Genomic DNA, 19,455 nt, shown 5'->3' with positions numbered 1-19,455 from the left:
TCCTTTTTTATGTTGATTAAAAACCCAGTTTAACCCCGGCCGCAAAGGATCTTGTAGTAGGGTAGTTACTGATATCAAAATAGCCACCGCCCACGCTATATGGATCATTCGACGTTTCCGGATCATTTCCCGGATAGCTGGTAGCGGTGAAAATATTGTTTGCCGATGCGTATACCGAAAGGGCGCGTACACCTGCCCGCTGCATCCAGCCAACGGTGTTAAACCGGTAGTTCAGCATCAGGGTACGCAGCTTCAGATAAGAAGAATTAAATACACTCAGATTGGTATTATACAGCAGCGACTGACCATCGTAATACAACCGCGGCAAACCGGCACCGGTATTACCGGGGTAGTATCGCTCAAGCCGTACCACATTGGCATTGGAAGTACCTACCATATTGATACTGGAAACATGATCGCCCCACATGAGCTGTCCGCCGTAAGAAAAAGTAAAATAAAAGTTGAGGTCAAAATTCTTATAAGAAAACCCCTGTGTAAAACCACCAAAACATTTGGGTGCGCCATGGCCGATAACCTGGTTAAAAGCCGGATAGCGTCCGCTGCCCAAACCGGGGATCGTTTCTAATGTATCTAATACAAACATCGGATCGCCGATGGCGAGATTGGGAAAAATAAAGTCGCGCCAAATACCCAGCTCCGCAGCATAGGCATCCAGTTCCGCCTGGTTCCGGATCACACCGGTTACTTTAAGACCGGTGATCAGGCCCAGCGGCTGTCCTTCTATAAAGGTCGTGTTACCGCTTTCCACACCCGATGCATTACCAATCTGGCCAAGGTTGGCATCGGCACGTAATTTGGTGACGATCGATTTACCCCAGGTAGCATTTAACGATGCATTCCACCGGAAATCCTTCGAGCGGATGATATCTCCCTGAAGGTTCATCTCGATACCCTTATTTCTAAAACTTACCACATTACCCAATAGCGATCCATAGGAACTGCTGGGCGCCACAGGCAGCGATAACAGGGCACCGTCTGTAAGCCGGTTATAATATTCTACCGTAGCCTGCAGGCGGTTCTTAAAGAAGCCCAGGTCCAAAGCCAGGTTCGACTCTTTTGTAGATTCCCACCGGATGCCGGGATTCCCCAGCTGGTTGGGTACCAGGGCGCTGCTGCCTCCATACATAAACGGGCTGTACAAGGTCCGGTACATCTGGTCCCCGATGTTTTGGGTACCCACCGTACCATAGCTTGCCCTTAATTTGATGTCATCGATCCACGCCACATCCCGCAGAAAATTTTCCTGCGAAAGCCGCCAGGCTACGGACCCGGAAGGAAAGTAGCCCCATTTATCATCGGTTCCGAATTTCGAAGAGCCATCGGCCCGGCCGGTAAGTGTAAACAGGTATTTATCCCGGAAGGTATAGTTTGCCCGCATATAAAAAGATAACAGGTAACTCTGTGGTTTTTGCGGATCATCTGCCCGTGTTATTAAAGGTGTGGTAGCTGAGGAGAGATTGTTGAGCACATCATCATTCGGGAACCCTGTGGCCGTTGCGCTGAAGAAACTGGTACGGGTTGTAATATATTCCGTACCTGCCACCACATCCAGATGATGCTTGTTGTTAAAAACATTGTTATAAGTAAGGTTATTGGATATCGTCCAGTTATTCTTCCGCATATTGGAATTACTTCCGATGCCGCCGCTGTTTTGCACATTGCCATAAAAGCTTCCGATGCTTACATAACTGGGCGTATAATTCTGCTGGTTATAATGTTCCATAAACAGGGACACCATTCCGTTCCACTTCAGGTGTTTTGTCAATTCGTAAGCCGCATTAAACGAACCCAGGAGGCGGAACGTTTTGCCGATATTGAGCGAACTGGCCAATGCCAGCGGGTTCTGGAACCCCTGGTAACTGTAGCCGATGTTTTGGAAACTGGTGTAGCTCCCGGTAGAATCGTATGGGGCCAGATCGGGTCTTGCACGAAGCGCCTGCCCGTAAACCCCGTTAGATATATCCTGATCGATGGAGCCGAGGAACAGGTTGGTTCCGAATTTGAACTTTTTCCCGATCTCGCTGGAGATCTTGAGGTTACCGGTCACCTGGCGATAGTCTGTATTGATCTGGGTGCCGGGCATATAGGTATATGCCAGGGAAGTATAGTAGGTGGTGGCGGCACTTCCGCCCTGTAACGACACTTCTGCATTTTGGGAAAAGGTATTTCTTGTAGCCAGCTTCACCCAATCGGTATGGGCTTTCCCAAAATAACTGTCTGCATGATTTACGATCGCATCCAGCTCATCGGGAATGTTCTGTCCGGTGGAATCAAGGTAGGCGTACGCATTTTTTCCGCCTTCGATCAGGAGCATTTTATATTGATCGGCGTTGAGCACTTTGGCCACGATCGGCTTACTGTACGTAGTATAATAATTAAAACTAACCTGGGGTTTCATATCCTTTTTGCCGTTCTTCGTGGTGATAATGATCACCCCGTTAGCAGCTCTTGAACCGTAGATGGCAGTAGCAGAGGCATCTTTTAAGATACTGATGGTTTCGATATCATTGAGGTTAATGCCTCCCAGACCGTTCAGCCCGTTTACAAAAGCCGCCTGCATACCGGCCGCTACACCGCCGGAACCGGTAACATCGTTACCTACAGGATTGCTTACATCAAATCCCGGGTTCATATAATTGTTTTGCGGCTGTATGGGAATACCGTCAATAATATATAAGGGATCATTACCGCCCAGCATGGAAGTAGTACCTCGTACACGTACCCGAACGGCACCACCCGGAGTGCCGTCACTTTTGGCCACCTGCACCCCTGCCGCCTTACCGGCCAGTGCGTTATCAACGGTTATAAAAGGAATATCCTGGATATCCTTGCCCTTTACCACAGCTACAGAACCGGTAAGATCTTTCTTTTGGGTAGTACCATAACCCACCGTTACCGCTTCAGACAATTCGCCGGATTGTATTTTCATCAGGACCTGGATATTGTTGTCGCCGGCCGTAACCTTATACCGCTCCGGAGCATGGCCCACGAACGTAAATTCAATCACATCATCCACTTCTGCCGGAATCAAAAACCCGCCATCTGCACCGGTAACGGTTGCTTTCCCTGTCCGAAGATTTTTTACCGTTACGGATTCCAGCGGCCGGCCATCTTCATCCTTAACGATACCTCTCAGGCCGATTACAACAGGTACCGTTGGTACCGGTTGCGGCGGCGGCTCGTTTTGCTGTCGTATGATGATCACCCGCTCTACAATGCGGTAGCTGAGTTCCTGTCCCTTCAAACAGGCATTCAACGCTTCATTCAGTGGCGCGTCCTTTAGGGAGAGGTTGACTTTTTTTGCCTTCCGGACCAATGCTGCATTATACCAGAAACTATAGCCGGTCTGGTGCTCAATTAAACTGAAGACCTTCTCAAGCGTTATATTCCGGCCGGTAATATTTACCGTTTGGGCAACACCGCGGCCCGCCACCTGCATACAGGCAACTGTTAGCAGAATAAAACTGAACTTCACGGAAAGAATCGTTTTTTTTGACCGGAAAAATTGACGTACAGCAACACCCCTGCCGCTGGAAACCAAAGAATTGACAACTTCAAATTTCATGACTTTTCTTTGTTTTTTTTGGAATTGATGAATATTAATTTTGGTTTACCGGTTCCCCCTCCGCCTGCAATATGATCGCAGGCGGCAATAGCCCCGCTCCGGGAAAACCGCGTATTTCTATGGGTATAAACCGGAGCCTGATGGTAGCCGGAGCTGCAATCTGCTCCGGCATTAAGAGCCCCGGTCTTATTTTTTTATAATGATCCGGTTGCCTTCCACATCAAGGCGTACCTCGCTTAACTCCAGTACCTTCAATAAGGCGCTGAGACTTAAGTTCCGTGGTACCCGGCCCGTATAAACAGCTGATGGCTTGGAACCTTCAAAAACGACGTCCATGTTATACCATTTTGAAAGTTGTTTCATAATGGTTTCCATATCGGCTTCCTTAAACTGGAAGAATCCGTTTTTCCAGGCCACCACCTGGTTGATATCGATATCATTTTGTATGGAAATCGTTCCACGATCATCCACGCGCGACTGCTGGCCGGGTTTTAACAGGTTGGCGGCGCCGTTTCGGCTAACCAGAACCGATCCTTCCAGCAATGTAGTGGCGATGGCATCCTCATCGCTGTACGCATTGATATTAAAATGCGTGCCCAGTACCGTCACCGCCATTCCGTTAACGGTTACTTTAAATGGTTTTGCTGCATCATGTGCCACTTCAAAATACACCTCCCCGGTGATGGACACATTCCGCTCCTTACCTGTAAAAGCCGTTGGAAAACGGATAGAGGAAACTGCGTTTAGCCAAACCCGGGTACCATCCGCCAGCGTTAGCTGGTACTGGCCGCCCCTGGGCGTACTCAGCATATTATAGAGGATCCCCGCCGGCTTCGCCGCATCTGCGTTGTAGGTCAGCTGTCCGTCCTGCTGCTTTATAAGTTTGGTGCCACCCTGTACTCCCAGGGTACCATCCTGTGCACTATCCAGCACAATGTGGCCACCATCGGCCAGCGTTAGTACCGCCTTATTACCGCCGGGGGCAATATCCCGGTTTTTTATTGTAGCCGTTTCTCCGGCCGGGGTATCCTTTTGCGTTGAAGCCGGCCGTAGTAAAAAGAAATAACCCGCTGCTGCGATGACCAGGAAAACAGCGGCAATCGAAATACTCCGTTTCAGCCAGGACGGGCTTATGGCAAACATTTTTTTACCCTCCCTACCCACCGCCGGCGCCTGCATTCCCTGCCGGATACGGGTCCATACTTCCTGTATTTCATCGTCCCCTATACCGGCTTCTTTTACAGAAAGAATCGCTTTTAATTGCAATGCTGCCTGCCGCATCGCACCCAGGTTTGCAGGAGCGCTGCTGATCCACTCTTCCCAGAATGCTGCAGATCCGGGCGTATTATACTTTACCCATTCCAGGAAAAGCCGGTCCTCCAGAAAGTCTGCCGTAGTATATGAATGATAGTTTGTATGCTCCATTACAACCAGCCTATTTACAGGCCATCCTCTTAAAGGACAGTTGATCTTTTCATTTTACCCCACGTCTGCGAAAATTTTTTTGAAATTTTTTTTATGGTATTTGAGGACCGTTTCCGATTCAGGAAAACAGCTCTGCCCTGCAGGCAGCAAACAGCATCACCAGGGAGGTATTGGATATGTTTAGCAGCTGTTTGAGTGCATCCAGCCCCCGGGCCTTTAATTTGTATACCGACTTCAGGGAACTGCCCATAACCTTCGCGATTTCCTCGTAATCGAGTTCCTCAAAATAGCGCAGATATACCACTTCTTTTTGTTTAGCCGTAAGCTGGTTTAGTGCATGTACCAGCTGCTGGGTCTGTTGCGAAAAGGATTCTTTATCGATATAGATCGATTCGGCCGAAAAGACCATGTCAAATTCCTCGCCGGCACCCAGCGGGCGAACGGGCCGTTTTTCTTTTTGTTGCAGCTTATTGTAAAGGCCAGACCGGAGGGCAATAAGGAGATAGGGCCGTATTTTCGAAATATCCTCAAAACCGGTGCGATTGGTCCATAATTTTATAAAAAGATCCTGTATCGCATCTTTGACCAGTTCTTTATCCTGCACGATCCGTAAGCCGTATTCGTATAGATTTTTAAAATGCGTAAAATAGATGGTGGCAAGCGCCTCCTGGTTCCCCTCTTTTAAGGATTGCCATAAATTGTAGTCTTCGAGTGTACCTGTTGCTCTCATGTATCGCTGGGAGAAAGGTACGGATTTTATCGGAAGAAATTCCTGTGATGTTCATCGCAAACCGGCCCTTTTTTTAAGGGCCGCGGCCTGTAGCTTGTTATGGCCGCACCACGTTATTTTTCGGTTACCGTTACCGTGATCCCAACGGTATCAGCCGGGGCCGTATCTGTTTCCCATATGCGCTTTTGTACGAGTGTAATATGCGAATTGCCCGGTTTCAGCCCGCGGATCTTCACCTTCAGCTTTACGGCCGCACCGGGGGGGCGTTTTTTTGTGCCGGCACCCTCTTCAGTGGTCATTGTAACACTTGTGACCGTTTCATTATTTTCAGTAACCACCCAGCTGTACCCGGCGCCTCCGAGGCTATCCAGCTGCAGCTGAAAAACCTCGTTCACTTTTAATGTAATTTTCTTTTCCATGGTTTTATAAGAAGTTGTTTAAATTTTCATGTGGTTTTCGTTCCCTGTAAACCCATCCGGTGAAAGCCAGCACCGTTATTGAATCCGCAAAACCAGCTGAAATTTAAAATTAAATAACTTTTTGCCCCGGGCGTTCCGTACATAGGAATTGCCTTCTTCCGCTGTTCGGCAAAAGAAAGCAATTCCATTGATTTTGACGATACGTCCTACCAGGCGTATATTTCGTACACCTTGTTATCGGCTTCCGTCCGTACGTTTACAACGCTGTTCTTATCGCGCGCATGTGCCCCGATCATTAAAATGGCCAGCAATGCCTGGGTATTGCTTTCCTTGATCTTGCGGAACCCCATACCGCTAACATTCAGCCATGCATTGTTATTTTCTGCAATGCCCCAGGTACCTACAATTTTTACATTATTGTTCCAGGCGGTAAGTCCGCCGGCGCCGGGAGGCAGCAAGGTTGGTTCATTGGCCCTTTTTGCGGCCACTACTTCCGTGGTAGTAACGGCTGCAACCGGAGTGGTTGCACTTTTCTTTGTTGTTTTTTTGGCAGATGCCTTTTTAACTGCATTCATTGTATGACTATTTATCCGGTTAAATATTTAATTATAGATCTGGTCGATAACGCCGTTGGTAAGGTGAATACTTACAGCAGCTCCGCGGTTCTTTGCAGAAATGCATTGGGTAAGCAGGTTCAGGTGAATGTTATCGCTGGCAGGCGAAATCTTCCGCCATCCGAAATCGGCAATATAGGCCCATGCATTATTGGCCGCATCATTGGACCAGAGGCCGATGATCTTCTGAGCGCCGGTCCACAAGGTTTCTACAATGCCATTAACACCGTACATTTCTGCGTCGATGCCACACTGACCATAGCCGATGCGGAAAAATCCGGATTCTCCAAAACCAACACCCCAGCTGTTCTTACAGATCCAGCACTGGTTTACATCATCATAGCCAACTACCGATACGCAGTGGCCGCCTTCCACATGGTTATTGGCCCTCCGGTAGATACCGGAGCGGTAGCTGAAGAAGTCGGTATATACGGTAAAGCAGGCTACCAGGGCTCCACGGGTGCTGATCCAGTCTTTCATAGCGGCAGTGGTGGTAAGTTTTGTAAAACCGCTTATTTTCAATAACCGGTCTGCTGCATTGCTACAGGTATTACAGGCCTGATCACCGGGGGTATAAGGAAAACAGGCTTCATCCACCAGCCCCTTATCCCGGAAGGCGATGAGCGCCCGATCCGGCCACCAGCCATTGGCACAGTTGCGTCCTTCGCTTTTTGCATAGCAATAAAACAATTGTGCTTCTGAAAAATCAATGGCCAGCGCAGCGTTGCCCCGCTGGATGCGGTAGGCTGTTTCTGCAGTGGCAATGGTTCCAAAAGCCACGCAGGATCCGCAGGAACTCTGGTTCTTGATGGGCGTAACAAAGTTTTGACCGCTTCTGTTGCGCCAGTCAAAGATGGTTGGATATCCAAATGCTTTTTTCTTTTTAATACCCTTTCCTGCCGCAGACAGCTGAAAAGAGCGAAGGGCTTTTTCCGAAGCATCTTCCCGGGCTGCCAGCGACCGCTCCTTAGGTCCTGGTGTAAAACCCAGGAAATACTTACGTTCCGCCTCCGTCATAGCGGTAAATTCGTTATTGGCGGCTTGCCAGGTTAAGCCCGATTCAGTGATGGACGACTGAATGGCCGCAACGTTGATCTTTGACATGTGTTTGTTTTTGTTTATTAAAAAATTGAATTTGATGATTTACATGAAAGTGGTTTCCGCCGGTACTGGCAGGCATATGTATTCCCATTACGGATTCAAACCGGTTGAACTGCCGTTACAGTCATAAATTTTATGATCGGGCAAACTATTCTACATCGCGGATGGTCCAGAAGTCCTGGCAGAACGAGGGGTTCGAAATATATGTGTAGGGCATCCAGAAATAACCGCCAATACCCCATTTTTTGCTCCAGGAATTGCGCACCAGCACCATTTGTGTGGCATCATTATAGCCCGCGGCCAATACTGCGTGACCGCCTATGATGGATTCTGTTGCGATATTGGGCAGTGGCATGATACCGGTGTCTGCAACCTTACGGGCCATAAAACTTTCATACACACTGAAACCAAAAGAAAACGGATATCCTTCTGCCAGGCATCCTTTTATGGAAGTAAGATTCACCGGTACCCTCCAGTAAGACAGTACCTGGTTACCGAGCGCCGTTTTATAGCAGGCAGCCGGTGGCTTTTGCGCGAATGCAGCTTCCTTGTAGGGCCAGTCTTTTTCAGGACAAATGCCTTGTTTGTTTAATGATTTGATCCCATCGCGCAGGTAGGCGCCGCTGTCAGACTGCACCGTATTCATCATTACCCGTTCATTATAATAAAGAAACAGCCGGGAGGGGCGAAACGTTTTTTTACGCAATTTCTTTTTTCCAAATTCAAATGCGGCACCCAGGGCATTGGCGGTACAGCTACCCAGGCTTCCCTGATCATATACCGGCGGACAGGTTTTTCGCAGATCGATTTTAACCGGCAGTTGCTGCATGATTTTAAGCGGCGCCGCATAGAGGAAATCTCTTGCATCGGGAAGGTCGGGTATCCAGCCCAGTGAGCGGTGGGGCAGTTGTTGAGAAGGCTTTGCCATGGTTTTTATTTTTGGTGTGGTGTATCTTTTAATGATACAATATTACGTTGCCACACAAGGGATGTCAATACCTGAATTGGGCGAAAGGGATAGTACGCTTCGTGTACCGTATTTTTACGGGGGTGTTTAATGCATTCTCCAGTGTTTTACCTGCGCCCGGAAGGCACGCGGTGTTGCGCCCTTCTTTTTGAAAAAAACCCGGTTGAAATAGGTAATGCTTTCAAAGCCCACATCATAGGCTATATGGGTGATGTTCCGGTCGGTTTCCAGCAGCAGGGTACAGGCTTTTGAGATCCGCAATTCATTTACATAATCGGAAAAAGTTTTGCCCGTGATTTTCTTAAAAAATTTACAGAATGCCCCCGGCGACAGGTGGATGAGCCGGGCAAACTGCTCGATATGTAACGGCTTTTTATAATTCCGGTAAAGGTGTTGAAATACTTTGTTGATACGTGCCTCTGCGGTACCAGTTGAAGCAGGAGGCATCACCGATGAACTTAACGTTACCGGCGGCAGTTTGCTCAGGTGATGCAATACGTCAATCAGCGCCAGCAGCTTTTCTATACCTGCTGCTTTGGATAACTGCCGGATCTTTTCCGTTACCTGGCCCGCTCGCTTCCCAAAAAAAAGTCCCCTCTCCGACTTTCGCAAAAGCCCGGAGATGCCCCTGCACTCCGGGTATTCCAGAAACGGGGCAATAAAGGCTTCCGAGAACTGGATCACGATTGCTGAAGCAGGCTGCCGCGCCGGCTCGCTCGTCCAGGTATGGGGCAGGCTCCTTCCCAGCAATACCAGGTCGCCTGCAGCAAACGCCGCATAATGATCGCCCACCAGCCGTTTGCCGGATCCTGAAGTGATGAGCGTGAGCTCATACTCCGGGTGATAATGCCATTTAAACGGGAAATGCGCCGTTTCATACGCATACACGACAAAGCTTTCTTCCGCTCCTATCCTGTTAATATGCTCAAAACTGGGCTTCACTGGTACAATATTGTATGATTGAGCTTATAAATTTACACAAAAGGAAAATATAGTGTATGTTTTGTCAATATAGTGATGAAGATCACTGTCGAAAGCCATTAATTTTATATCAAAATCTTATAACGATGGCAATACCAGAAACCATTCTCCGGGAGCTTGCACAGCCTTACGAACTTACTGCTGAGCAGATCCGCTTTTATGATACGCACCGCTTTATTAAATTAAAGCAGGTACTCTCCGCTGCAGCTATCGCCTGCTTCCGTGATGTAATTGCCGCGCAGGTAGCAAAAATGAATACCACAAAAACCACGCTCCAGGAACGGGATACTTATGGTAAAGCTTTTTTACAACTGTTTAACCTGTGGCGTGAAAATGAGGATGTACAGGCGCTGGTTTTCAGCAAACGCCTGGGCAAAATTGCGGCCGACCTGATGCAGGTGGAAGGCGTGCGGATGTACCACGATCAGGCCCTGTTTAAAGAAGGTGGCGGCGGCATTACGCCCTGGCATGCAGACCAGTATTACTGGCCGCTGGAAACCGATAAAACCATTACAGCCTGGATCCCTTTGCAGGAAACACCGCTGGAAATGGGACCGCTGGAGTTTAGTGCCGGCAGCCACCAGATCGTTGAAGGAAGGGAACTGGCCATTGGCGATGAAAGCGAAACCCTGATCCAGCAACGGTTGCGCGTGACCGATTTCCATCACGTTATTGAAGCTTTTGATCTGGGAGAGATCAGCTTTCATTCCGGGTGGGTGTTTCACCGCGCGGGCGCAAACACAACAAATGATATGCGCCGGGTAATGACGATCATTTATATGGACCGGGATATGCGTTTGAAAGCACCGGAAAATAAAAACCAGCAGAACGACTGGGATACCTGGTGCCCGGGTGCGGAGATCGGGGAGATCATCAACACCCCCCTTAACCCGGTATTGTACGAACCGGCTTAACCACATTATACCGGCACACCGGTGCCGCATCAGCATATGTGCATCATTGTTGTGCAAGGCGCCCCCGGCAGGCATTATTAAAAAATCACCCGCATGCAGGTTCAATATCTCTGTCCGCATTGGGGACAGGAACAATTAGCACCCGAATCTTTTTTGGAAAAAGTAATCGCAGCCGGTTATCATGGCATTGAGATCAATCCCGGCGGATTGCAGGACCCACATCATTGGATCAGGCTTTTAAAAGCGATCCGCCGGCAGCATAAAGAATTTATCGTAGTAGCCCAGATGGTGCTTGAGGAAGACCACGGAACATTTGATCAATTCCGGGAGGCCATGATTCCCCGGCTGAAACTGCTGACCGGCTTTGACCCGCTTTTTATCAATTCCCATACGGGCCGGGATTATTTCAGCTTCCGGGAAAACTGCGCCCTTCTCCAATTGGCAACAGATTTCTCCCGGCAATACAAGATCCCGGTATATCATGAAACCCACCGCGGCCGCTTCTCTTATGCGTTACACCGGATGCCGGAATATATCGCGTTGTTTCCGCAACTGGAACTGGTGGCCGATTATTCCCATTGGTGCACGGTATCGGAAAGCATGCTTTCCTTCCAGCAAGATACATTGGAGCAGCTCACGCCCCATATCAGGCATATTCATGCAAGGGTGGGATATGAACATGGCCCGCAATTACCAGACCCCTTTGCTCCTGCCTGTCAGCAATACCTGCACCGGTTCACTTCCTGGTGGCAGCACATCCTGGACTATCACCGGCAGCAAACAATGTCGTTTACCATTTGCACCGAAGCCGGGCCGGTACCTTATATGCCGGTAAACCCGGATAACGGTCAGCCGTTGGCCGACCAGTGGGCCATCAATATCAACATGCTGGATTATCTGCAACAAGCGTTTGCGCATTATTGAGCAGTCTACGACCGGAATACTACTCCATAAAGGCGGCCTGGCGCAAAATGGTTTTGCCAATGGGAACAAGCGTAAGGGTTTCCACGGTAGCTGAGTTGTTTTCCCGGGCCTTTAACTGTATGCCCCCCTGTTTATACACTGCTCCGTTATTGCGGATATACGTATATTCTTTTTTAATACGCGGCATATACAGATAATCTTTAAACGCGGGGGTATATACGCTTCCGGTAGCAGCCACTGCCGGTATGGGATGCGCATATACCAGCGGGCCATAAGCAAAATAGTGTGCACCTGCGGCATCTTCCCGGTCCATAACCTGCGTATGCCACTTCAGACGGATCCGTTCATTTTTTTTAAATGCTTTCCGGATCACTATAAAACCGTTTTCTTCTACATATGACTGATCGGTTTCAACCGCCGTTGCCCAGGCGGGTTTCCGTATTTTTAATGTAAACGCCCGGGCCCCGGCCTGACGTATCGAAAATACACAGGACAGATCGTACGGGTATGCGGTTGCCGCATGTATTTCAACGGCCGCTCCGTTGATCCGGGTTTGCACGCGGGAAGGCCCCAGCAGGGCAGCCACCAATACCGAGTCGCCCTGCATCATCCACATGTTTTGAACGTAGTAGGGGGTAATCCTGGCGGCATTGGGCACACAGCAAACCGCGGCATCTTTGTGTGCCGGGGAATATTTATAACGGGTCTGCTTCCCATCCCCGCTTGCACCGCCATTCAGCGGCCCGGTCATGGCGTATGAATTATCGGTTTTCAGATAGGCAATACAGGAATGATCCGGATCCCTGGCGCCTTGTGCGGCGTTAAAGAAGGTGTTTTCGATCTGGTCTGCAAACCGGGCGACACCTGTTTTTTGCAGTAAGCCTGCATAACTATCCAGCAATTCCTGCAGCGAGCAATACTCGTAGCCGGTTTGCGCAGCATTGGCTTTCCGGCCGCCGATCCATTCATCGCCAATGGGGCCGCCGGCAACCGTAGTAGCATCCTGTATCCGCTTTAAATAAATGCTAAGGGCTGCAGTATAGTTGGAATCATATGTGCTAAAAGCGGCAACCGTTAAGGGTCGGAGGTGTTCATAGGTGTGCACGCCATGGCCGGACAACTTATACGCCGGGTTAAAAATACTGGACCATTGCACATCTTTTTCAAATGAAAAGTTAGCGGAGAAGTTCTGATAAAGGAACAATGCATAGGCCCTGTATTTCCCGTCTTTTGTAAGGCGGTACATTTCATCGCAGATATCTGTAAATGTAAGCCCGTGTGCTACGCCGCCCGAAAATTCTTTCCCGGCAAAAAAAGGATCGGAATGATGGATGGGATAGTGCTTCAGCACATCATCCACAGCCCGCCGAATTGCATTCCAGACGCGGCTGTCCCGCGTGGCCTCATAGTAGGCCAGCAGTCCGCGCAGCAGGGTGGTCTTTGCCCAAAGTTCTCCGTTCTCAGATACAAACCGGTACCGCAGTTCCGCGTCATAGATACCCAGGTAGCCGTCGCTATCCTGGGTGGCCAGTATATGATCTATGTATTGCTTTACCCGTTTTTTACCGGTGTCATCATCCAGCAACAGGGCATTCCGGATAAAGCCGTCGCGCCAGTTCGATTGCGTTTCTGAATTCCACCATTTGTACTGGTCGTCCCCACCGATATCGCCCTCCTTCAGATTGCCAAGGTCCTTGGCTTTGCTGTGTTTATGCAGGCGTGTTGAATAAATGGGATCATTGACCAGGTCCGGTACAATCTGATCCAGATGCCCGGCAAAACCCTGCATATCTTTTTCCATCTGCGCTTTGATCCAGCCTGCGGGTTTTACAGCGCCAAAGGGCAATTTTTTAAATCGCTCCTCCCGCAGCCGGAACGGGGCATTTTGACCGAAAAAAATCAGGGGCAGTAACGATAAAATCCCTCCAATAAAAATCTTCATGTCTTAAAAGTATTCAATAAAATGGACGGGCCTGCCAAAGCCCTTATCTTTTTACAAAAACAGCAATTGCCCCGCATTTATTGTGCAGGGCAATGCGCTTCAATCATATCGTATTATTGCTTGATGATCTTCCAGTACGGATCCGAGGGAACACGCATATCCAAAAGCACTTTATAGGTTCCGGTTGATGGCACTGTAAGATTGCTGCCGGGGAAGTTTACCGCCCAATCTGCATTTGCCCGAAACTTAAATCCTAAATCACCACCAGCCTTTAATGTGAGTGTTTTTGAAAATGTTTGCGTTGCCTGGTCAAAATCCAATGAAACATCTGTATTCCAGTCAATAGCAGCATTTCCTATTATCGAAATATTATTCAGCGTAGCCTTCCAGGTTTTTGCCGCCAGGTCAAGCTCCATTTTATAATAGCCCGCATCCTTTACGCTAAAATTACCGCCGCCGTTATATACAAGGGTGCCTTGATTACCGGTATTGGAAAGACTGCCATAAGCATTATCCCACTTAGGCTCCGGGGTAAATTTAAATTCGTTTACAGCATCTGGAAGCAATATTGATCCTTCCAGTTTTCCAGATGTTTTATCGCCAGACACCACATACATTTTTGCAATAGTTGGAGCAGCGGGATTCCAGACTTGGTAGCCGCCCGGCGTATATAAAAAGTCTTTTGCGATCACCCTTGGCCAATCTTCATATGTAGTGATGGTTAGAGGCAATGCATTGGAATATACATTCCCGGCTGAGGTTCTTATCCGGAATTCATAATTTATTGTTTTTTCCGCAGGGAAAAATTCTGTTAACAGTAAACTGTTCAGTTCTTTTGCGGTAAATGTGGTGGAGAGTGCCTTCCGGTCCAAGTCCCGCTCCACCAAAGAATCTACTTTAAAATCACGCCCTGCCGGTGCAATCTGCAATGTATAACCCAAAGCATCTGCAAATCCCAGGTCTACGTTGTTATACGTTAATGTGAGCACAGGTTTATCTGCATTTCCCTGGAGCAATACAAGAGGACCATTATTGCTACTGCTCAATGCAGGCTTATTATTATTCATCACCACCTTGGTTTCATCTTTTTTACAGGAATGAAAAAGAAGCGCTGTAAGGGCGGTTAAAAAGCATATCGATAAATACTTCATATTGCCAGTTTAAAAATTAATAGTTGGGGTTTTGCTGCAGGTTCGGATTTGCATTCTTGTCGGCCACCGGTATCGGATACACATTCCGCCAGTCTTCCACCGCCTTTCCGTTTACCGTGCCGCCCTTCCATGGCCACAGGTAGCCGGCAGTGGTGAACCGTTTATAGCGGATCAGATCGGTACGCCGGAACCCTTCCCAATACAGCTCCCGCGCCCGCTCATCCAGGACAAAATCAGTGGTCAGCTGACCCGAGCCAACGGTGGCCGCACCGGCCCTTGTACGCAACGCATTGATATATCCCAGTGCAGTGGAAGCATCGCCACCTGTTCCGCCGCGCAATACAGCCTCCGCATAAATCAGGTACTGTTCCGCCAGCCGGAAGATGGGAAAGTCCATATCCGGAAACGTGAGATTGCTGCCCGGCTTACCGGATACCATTTCAATATTTTTGAATTTTGTGATCGCATAACCCTGCTCAAATTTGGTCTGATCATTGATCTCCAGCAACTGTCCGGAGGTCCAGAACTGCGCCCGCTTATCGGTATTGCCGCTGGGATCCGGGAAAAGATTTACCAGTGCCTTTGTGGTACGGATGCCGCCCCATCCCCCGTCGATACCAAACTGTGCAGCCGGCATATTACCTCCAACGGCAGCATGCGTAAGAAACGTGGTTCCACCATAATTCTGAGTACGGGTACCGTCATAGTTGATGGTAAGAATAAATTCATTGGTATTCTTTTGATTATCGGCACGCATCAGATTTTGGTAGTTGCCGACAAGACTATATCCGGCATCCGCCACTTTTTTTGAATAGGCTACCGCATCATTGTAACGTGCAGTGCCGGTATAGGCTTCCGCATTTAAATACAGGCGGGCCAGCAGGGCCCATACGGCTCCTTTATCTGCTCTTCCATAATCGCTGGTACGCGCATTGGGCAAGAGGTTTTCCAGCTCCTTTAATTCTGATTCAACATAGGCGAACAAAGCAGGCCGGCCAATCTGTTTGGGCAAGGCATTGGAACCGATCACATCGTTTTCGGTAACAAAGGGCGGATTGCCAAAAAGATCCAGCAAGGCCCAGTACTGGTAAGCCCGCAGGAAACGGGCTTCATTCCGGAAGCTTACAATATTGGCCACGTCGGCCGCCCCGAACCCCTTTGCATTTAACACCTCGTCGGCCGCATTTTTTATAAAATCATTAGCCAGCGTAATCTGATAAAGGCTCCGGTAATACAGCCCTGTAAGAAAGGGGTTACTGGAAGACCAGTTCATGTTATGAAAGTCCTGGATACCCGCATCGCCCCAGGCGATCACGGCTTCGTCGGTACTCAGCTCCTGCGCGCCCCAGAACAGCCGCAAAAAATCGGAAAATCCTTCATCAATGCCTTTGATATCGCCGCCTCCGGGAGGACTTGCCGGTCCGATATTACTGGTGAGCGCATAGGCGCCATATACTTTAGCAGCAGCCTCTATATAACCCTGTGGAGTGCTGTATACCTGCCCTGCGGTGATATCGTTCTTGGGAAGCCGGTCCAGTTTCTTACTGCAGGACAGCGTTAACACGACCAGGCTTGCTACAATCATTATTTTTTTCATCTGTGTTCGTTGTTTATAAGTTGTTACAGATCCAATGATTTAAAAATCGAGATTTAATCCCAGCACAAATACCCGTGGCCGGGGATAGAAATTATTATCAATACCGCCCTGTACTTCAGGATCCAGTCCTTTATACTTGGTGATCACAAATACATTCTGCGCACTCAGGTTCATACGGAGATTACCGGTTTGGGGAAACAGTTTTCCAAAATCATAGCCCAGGTATATATTATCCATCCGCAGGAAGGAAGCGTTTTCAATATAATAATCCGAGAAGATGAGCTTATCGCCACCACCGGCAAAACCGGTCAGCAACAGGTCGCTGGAACCGTTGTTGAGGTATTTCAGGGGGTTCAGGATATTTGTTCCTAACGCCGTTGCAGAGATCACGTTATTATAAACATAATTGCCGATATTGGCCCGGGCACTAAAGCCGGCGGAAAGTTTCTTGTAGTTAACGGATGAACCCAGGCCCAGGAAGAACCGGGGATCGGGGTTTTTATACCGGTAGAAGTCATTTTCGTTGATCAATCCTTCCTTATTTCGGTCTACAAAAACGCCTTCCACCGGTTTGCCGGCTTCGTTATACACCTGTTGCAATACATAAAACGAAGAACGCGGATAATTTACAGAATGGATCTGTATAAGGTTACCCACGCCTCCGGTAATGCCGCCGTTTTGTGCACCCGGGTAAGAAGGATCATCTACCACCGTTAATTTTGTGATCTGGTTTTTATTGTAGGTAGCGTTGAAATTTACATTCCAGGTAAGGTCTTTGCTTTGTACCGGTACCACATTGAGCAAAAATTCTACGCCCCTGTTTTCCATGCTGCCGATGTTGGCAACGATCTTATTGGTAAAATTGGTACCGGCCGGCTGGTTGATCTCATTTAACAGATCCGTGGTTTTTTTATAATAGACATCAATACTTCCGTAAATGCGGTTATTGATAAATCCATAATCCAGTCCGGCGTTGTAGGTAGTGGTTTGTTCCCATTTACGCTCGTAGTAATAGCCACCCGGACGATACATCTGATAATACTGATCGCCCAGCTGGTAAGTGGCGGTGGCCGAGCTTAAATTATAATAGGAGATATAATCAAAATTCCCGATCCCGTCCTGCTGGCCGGTAACCCCGTATCCCAGGCGGAGTTTCAGGTCGCTTACCGTGGAACTGCTTTTCAGAAATGCTTCATCTTTCAGCTTCCAGGCAAAGGCGGCAGAAGGAAATATTCCCCAGCGGTTATTGGAATTAAATTTTGAAGAGCCATCGGTACGAAGCGCAGCCGTTAACAGGTAGCGGTCGTTAAAACTGTAATTTAAACGGCCATAATAAGAAAGCATGGTATACCGCGGCTTATCCAGCGCAAAGTTGGGTGTGGTTTTGGGAATGAGGTCGCCGCTGGCATCATAGCTGGCAAAGTTGATGTTACGGGTTACAAAATCATAATAGCCATACCCCGCCGTAAGATCGATCTTATGCCGGTTAAACAGCCGGGTATAGTTCAGGTAAAATTCAACCAGACCGTTATCCCGCCAGGAAGCATATTTATCTGCCTGCCCGTTGTATTGCTTCCCTTCTACTACGGAGCCATATTTTTGGGCTGCACTGTCGTTTACAAATATCTTTCCGTATCCATGTGCCACATCATATCCCAGGTTCAGGTTGGCCCGTAACTCCGGAAGAAAATGGAACTTGTAATCAAACTGGATGTTACCGATGCTCCTGATATTTGTTCCGTTATTGTTGTAGTCCATCAATAAACCCACCGGGTTCCGGGGTGCCAGCGATTTTAAACCGCTTACGGCAGAAGGATCCAGCCATTCATAATAGCCGTTGTACCGGTTGCCGCCTGAATATACCGGTTGTGTGGGATCAAAATTCACGGCCGCCGCAATGGCCCCGGTGTTTGCAAAACGCGCATCAGAGCGGGCCGCTTTTACATTGATATCTATTTTCAGATGATCATCCAGCAGGGAGGGGCTCAGGTTGATGCCCGCTGATTTGCGCTCCAGGTCGCTGGTCTTTAAAACCCCCTGCTGTTTCAGGTAGCCTACCGAAATCCGGTAGGGCAACTTTCCTTTTGCCGCAGCACCGGAAACACTGAGATTATTATCTGAACCGATGCCGGTGCGGTAAATCTCCTTCTGCCAGTTGGTAGACGCCTTGCCCATTAAGGCAATTTGGGCGGCATCCCCATTGGTGTTTATATAATTCCTGAATTCATCTGCAGATAATACATCGGCATATCCCGGCAGTTTGGAAACCGAAAACTGCGTATTGAAATTGATCACCGGCTTACCCCGCCTGCCCTTTTTTGTAACAATCAGGATCACGCCGTTAGATGCCCTCGAACCATAGATGGCCGTTGCAGAAGCATCTTTCAGGATACTGAAGGATTCAATGTCGTTGGGGTTGATCAGCGCCAGCGGATTCGGGGAGCCGGAAAGCCCGTCGTTGCTCAGTGGCACTCCATCAATCACAATCAGCGGGTCATTGCTGGCATTCAGCGAAGCCCCTCCCCGGATACGGATCGTACTCCCGCTGCCGGGTGCACCGTTATTGGAGGTGATCTGCACGCCCGCCACCTTACCGGCGATCAGCTGCTCCGGTGTAGTTGCCTGCCCCTTATTAAAATCTTTTGAGGTGACCAGCGCCACAGACCCGGTAAGGTCTTTCTTTTTTGCGGTGCCGTACCCGATCACCACCACGCTTTCAAGGTTGGCGATTTCCGGCACCAGGGATACATCCAGCCGGTCACCCGCAAGTTTTACCGTTTGGGTAGCATAGCCGATAAACGAAAACTGCAGGGCGCTTACCGAGCTGCCTGCAAAAATGTGGTAGGTGCCGCTGGAATCTGTTAACGTAGCCAGTGAGCGGCCCACAATGGAAACGGTAACACCCGCAAGCGGCTCCCCTGTTTTGGAATCGGAAACCATACCGCTGATAGTGCGGGTTTGAGCACTGGTAATGGCTGAAAATAACAACAGCAATAGCAATGCAAACGATGCTGCAAACAATCTTCTCATGTACATAGACAAACAATTATTGTTTTAATATCAATTGTGTACTTAATACACGTTAATTGAAAAATACAATATCA

Annotated in this window: 14 protein-coding genes; 2 read left to right on the top strand and 12 right to left on the bottom strand. The window is 48.7% G+C overall.

Going from position 1 to position 19,455, the window contains the following annotated elements; all coding sequences use genetic code 11:
- Positions 1 to 16: 16 nt before the first annotated feature.
- The 8 genes from LQ567_RS19135 to LQ567_RS26215 form a co-directional block, all read right to left on the bottom strand.
- Positions 17 to 3,586, bottom strand: a complete 3,570-nt coding sequence (locus LQ567_RS19135; RefSeq protein WP_231007255.1) for a SusC/RagA family TonB-linked outer membrane protein — start codon at positions 3,584 to 3,586, stop codon at positions 17 to 19.
- A gap of 186 nt (positions 3,587 to 3,772) precedes the next feature.
- Positions 3,773 to 5,011, bottom strand: coding sequence for a FecR family protein (locus tag LQ567_RS19130; protein ID WP_231007254.1), 1,239 nt, complete (start codon positions 5,009 to 5,011; stop codon positions 3,773 to 3,775).
- Positions 5,012 to 5,129: 118 nt separating this feature from the next.
- Positions 5,130 to 5,741: an RNA polymerase sigma factor gene (locus LQ567_RS19125; protein ID WP_231007253.1), complete on the bottom strand. Its 612-nt coding sequence runs from the start codon at positions 5,739 to 5,741 to the stop codon at positions 5,130 to 5,132.
- Between the two features lie 113 nt (positions 5,742 to 5,854).
- Positions 5,855 to 6,160, bottom strand: a complete 306-nt coding sequence (locus tag LQ567_RS19120) for a protease inhibitor I42 family protein (protein WP_231007252.1) — start codon at positions 6,158 to 6,160, stop codon at positions 5,855 to 5,857.
- 206 nt (positions 6,161 to 6,366) lie between these two features.
- Entirely contained in the window at positions 6,367 to 6,735 is a 369-nt protein-coding gene (locus LQ567_RS19115) for a hypothetical protein (protein ID WP_231007251.1), read from the bottom strand.
- 27 nt (positions 6,736 to 6,762) lie between these two features.
- On the bottom strand, positions 6,763 to 7,878 hold the full coding sequence (locus LQ567_RS19110) for a C1 family peptidase (protein WP_231007250.1): 1,116 nt from the start codon (positions 7,876 to 7,878) through the stop codon (positions 6,763 to 6,765).
- Positions 7,879 to 8,023: 145 nt separating this feature from the next.
- Positions 8,024 to 8,803 (bottom strand): C1 family peptidase, encoded by a 780-nt coding sequence (locus LQ567_RS19105; protein ID WP_231007249.1) that lies wholly within the window; start codon positions 8,801 to 8,803, stop codon positions 8,024 to 8,026.
- Positions 8,804 to 8,929: 126 nt separating this feature from the next.
- Positions 8,930 to 9,784: an AraC family transcriptional regulator gene (locus tag LQ567_RS26215; protein ID WP_231007248.1), complete on the bottom strand. Its 855-nt coding sequence runs from the start codon at positions 9,782 to 9,784 to the stop codon at positions 8,930 to 8,932.
- A 125-nt stretch (positions 9,785 to 9,909) separates the two neighbouring features.
- Between LQ567_RS26215 and LQ567_RS19095 the strand changes: the two genes are divergently transcribed.
- Both LQ567_RS19095 and LQ567_RS19090 read left to right on the top strand, forming a co-directional pair.
- On the top strand, positions 9,910 to 10,737 hold the full coding sequence (locus LQ567_RS19095) for a phytanoyl-CoA dioxygenase family protein (protein ID WP_231007247.1): 828 nt from the start codon (positions 9,910 to 9,912) through the stop codon (positions 10,735 to 10,737).
- Between the two features lie 93 nt (positions 10,738 to 10,830).
- Positions 10,831 to 11,661, top strand: a complete 831-nt coding sequence (locus tag LQ567_RS19090) for a hypothetical protein (protein WP_231007246.1) — start codon at positions 10,831 to 10,833, stop codon at positions 11,659 to 11,661.
- Positions 11,662 to 11,680: 19 nt separating this feature from the next.
- On the opposite strand, the gene LQ567_RS19085 is transcribed toward LQ567_RS19090, so the two are convergent.
- From LQ567_RS19085 to LQ567_RS19070, 4 genes are all read right to left on the bottom strand, one after another.
- Entirely contained in the window at positions 11,681 to 13,603 is a 1,923-nt protein-coding gene (locus LQ567_RS19085; protein WP_231007245.1) for a beta-L-arabinofuranosidase domain-containing protein, read from the bottom strand.
- Between the two features lie 113 nt (positions 13,604 to 13,716).
- A complete protein-coding gene (locus LQ567_RS19080; protein ID WP_231007244.1) occupies positions 13,717 to 14,754 on the bottom strand; it encodes a SusE domain-containing protein in 1,038 nt (345 codons plus the stop codon).
- Between the two features lie 16 nt (positions 14,755 to 14,770).
- Entirely contained in the window at positions 14,771 to 16,351 is a 1,581-nt protein-coding gene (locus tag LQ567_RS19075) for a RagB/SusD family nutrient uptake outer membrane protein (protein ID WP_231007243.1), read from the bottom strand.
- Positions 16,352 to 16,390: 39 nt separating this feature from the next.
- Positions 16,391 to 19,387 (bottom strand): SusC/RagA family TonB-linked outer membrane protein, encoded by a 2,997-nt coding sequence (locus LQ567_RS19070; protein ID WP_231007242.1) that lies wholly within the window; start codon positions 19,385 to 19,387, stop codon positions 16,391 to 16,393.
- Positions 19,388 to 19,455 lie beyond the last annotated feature (68 nt).

It is taken from the genome of Niabella pedocola (assembly GCF_021044425.1).
Lineage (GTDB): Bacteria > Bacteroidota > Bacteroidia > Chitinophagales > Chitinophagaceae > Niabella > Niabella pedocola.
This window is presented reverse-complemented; position numbering and strand designations above follow the sequence as displayed.

Coding starts and splice junctions, on each gene's coding strand:
- LQ567_RS19085 (WP_231007245.1), bottom strand. CDS start 13,603: ATGAAGATTTTTATTGGAGGGATTTTATCGTTACTGCCCCTGATTTTT.
- LQ567_RS19120 (WP_231007252.1), bottom strand. CDS start 6,160: ATGGAAAAGAAAATTACATTAAAAGTGAACGAGGTTTTTCAGCTGCAG.
- LQ567_RS19105 (WP_231007249.1), bottom strand. CDS start 8,803: ATGGCAAAGCCTTCTCAACAACTGCCCCACCGCTCACTGGGCTGGATA.
- LQ567_RS19115 (WP_231007251.1), bottom strand. CDS start 6,735: ATGAATGCAGTTAAAAAGGCATCTGCCAAAAAAACAACAAAGAAAAGT.
- LQ567_RS19125 (WP_231007253.1), bottom strand. CDS start 5,741: ATGAGAGCAACAGGTACACTCGAAGACTACAATTTATGGCAATCCTTA.
- LQ567_RS19130 (WP_231007254.1), bottom strand. CDS start 5,011: ATGGAGCATACAAACTATCATTCATATACTACGGCAGACTTTCTGGAG.
- LQ567_RS19075 (WP_231007243.1), bottom strand. CDS start 16,351: ATGAAAAAAATAATGATTGTAGCAAGCCTGGTCGTGTTAACGCTGTCC.
- LQ567_RS19080 (WP_231007244.1), bottom strand. CDS start 14,754: ATGAAGTATTTATCGATATGCTTTTTAACCGCCCTTACAGCGCTTCTT.
- LQ567_RS19070 (WP_231007242.1), bottom strand. CDS start 19,387: ATGTACATGAGAAGATTGTTTGCAGCATCGTTTGCATTGCTATTGCTG.
- LQ567_RS19135 (WP_231007255.1), bottom strand. CDS start 3,586: ATGAAATTTGAAGTTGTCAATTCTTTGGTTTCCAGCGGCAGGGGTGTT.
- LQ567_RS19090 (WP_231007246.1), top strand. CDS start 10,831: ATGCAGGTTCAATATCTCTGTCCGCATTGGGGACAGGAACAATTAGCA.
- LQ567_RS19095 (WP_231007247.1), top strand. CDS start 9,910: ATGGCAATACCAGAAACCATTCTCCGGGAGCTTGCACAGCCTTACGAA.
- LQ567_RS19110 (WP_231007250.1), bottom strand. CDS start 7,878: ATGTCAAAGATCAACGTTGCGGCCATTCAGTCGTCCATCACTGAATCG.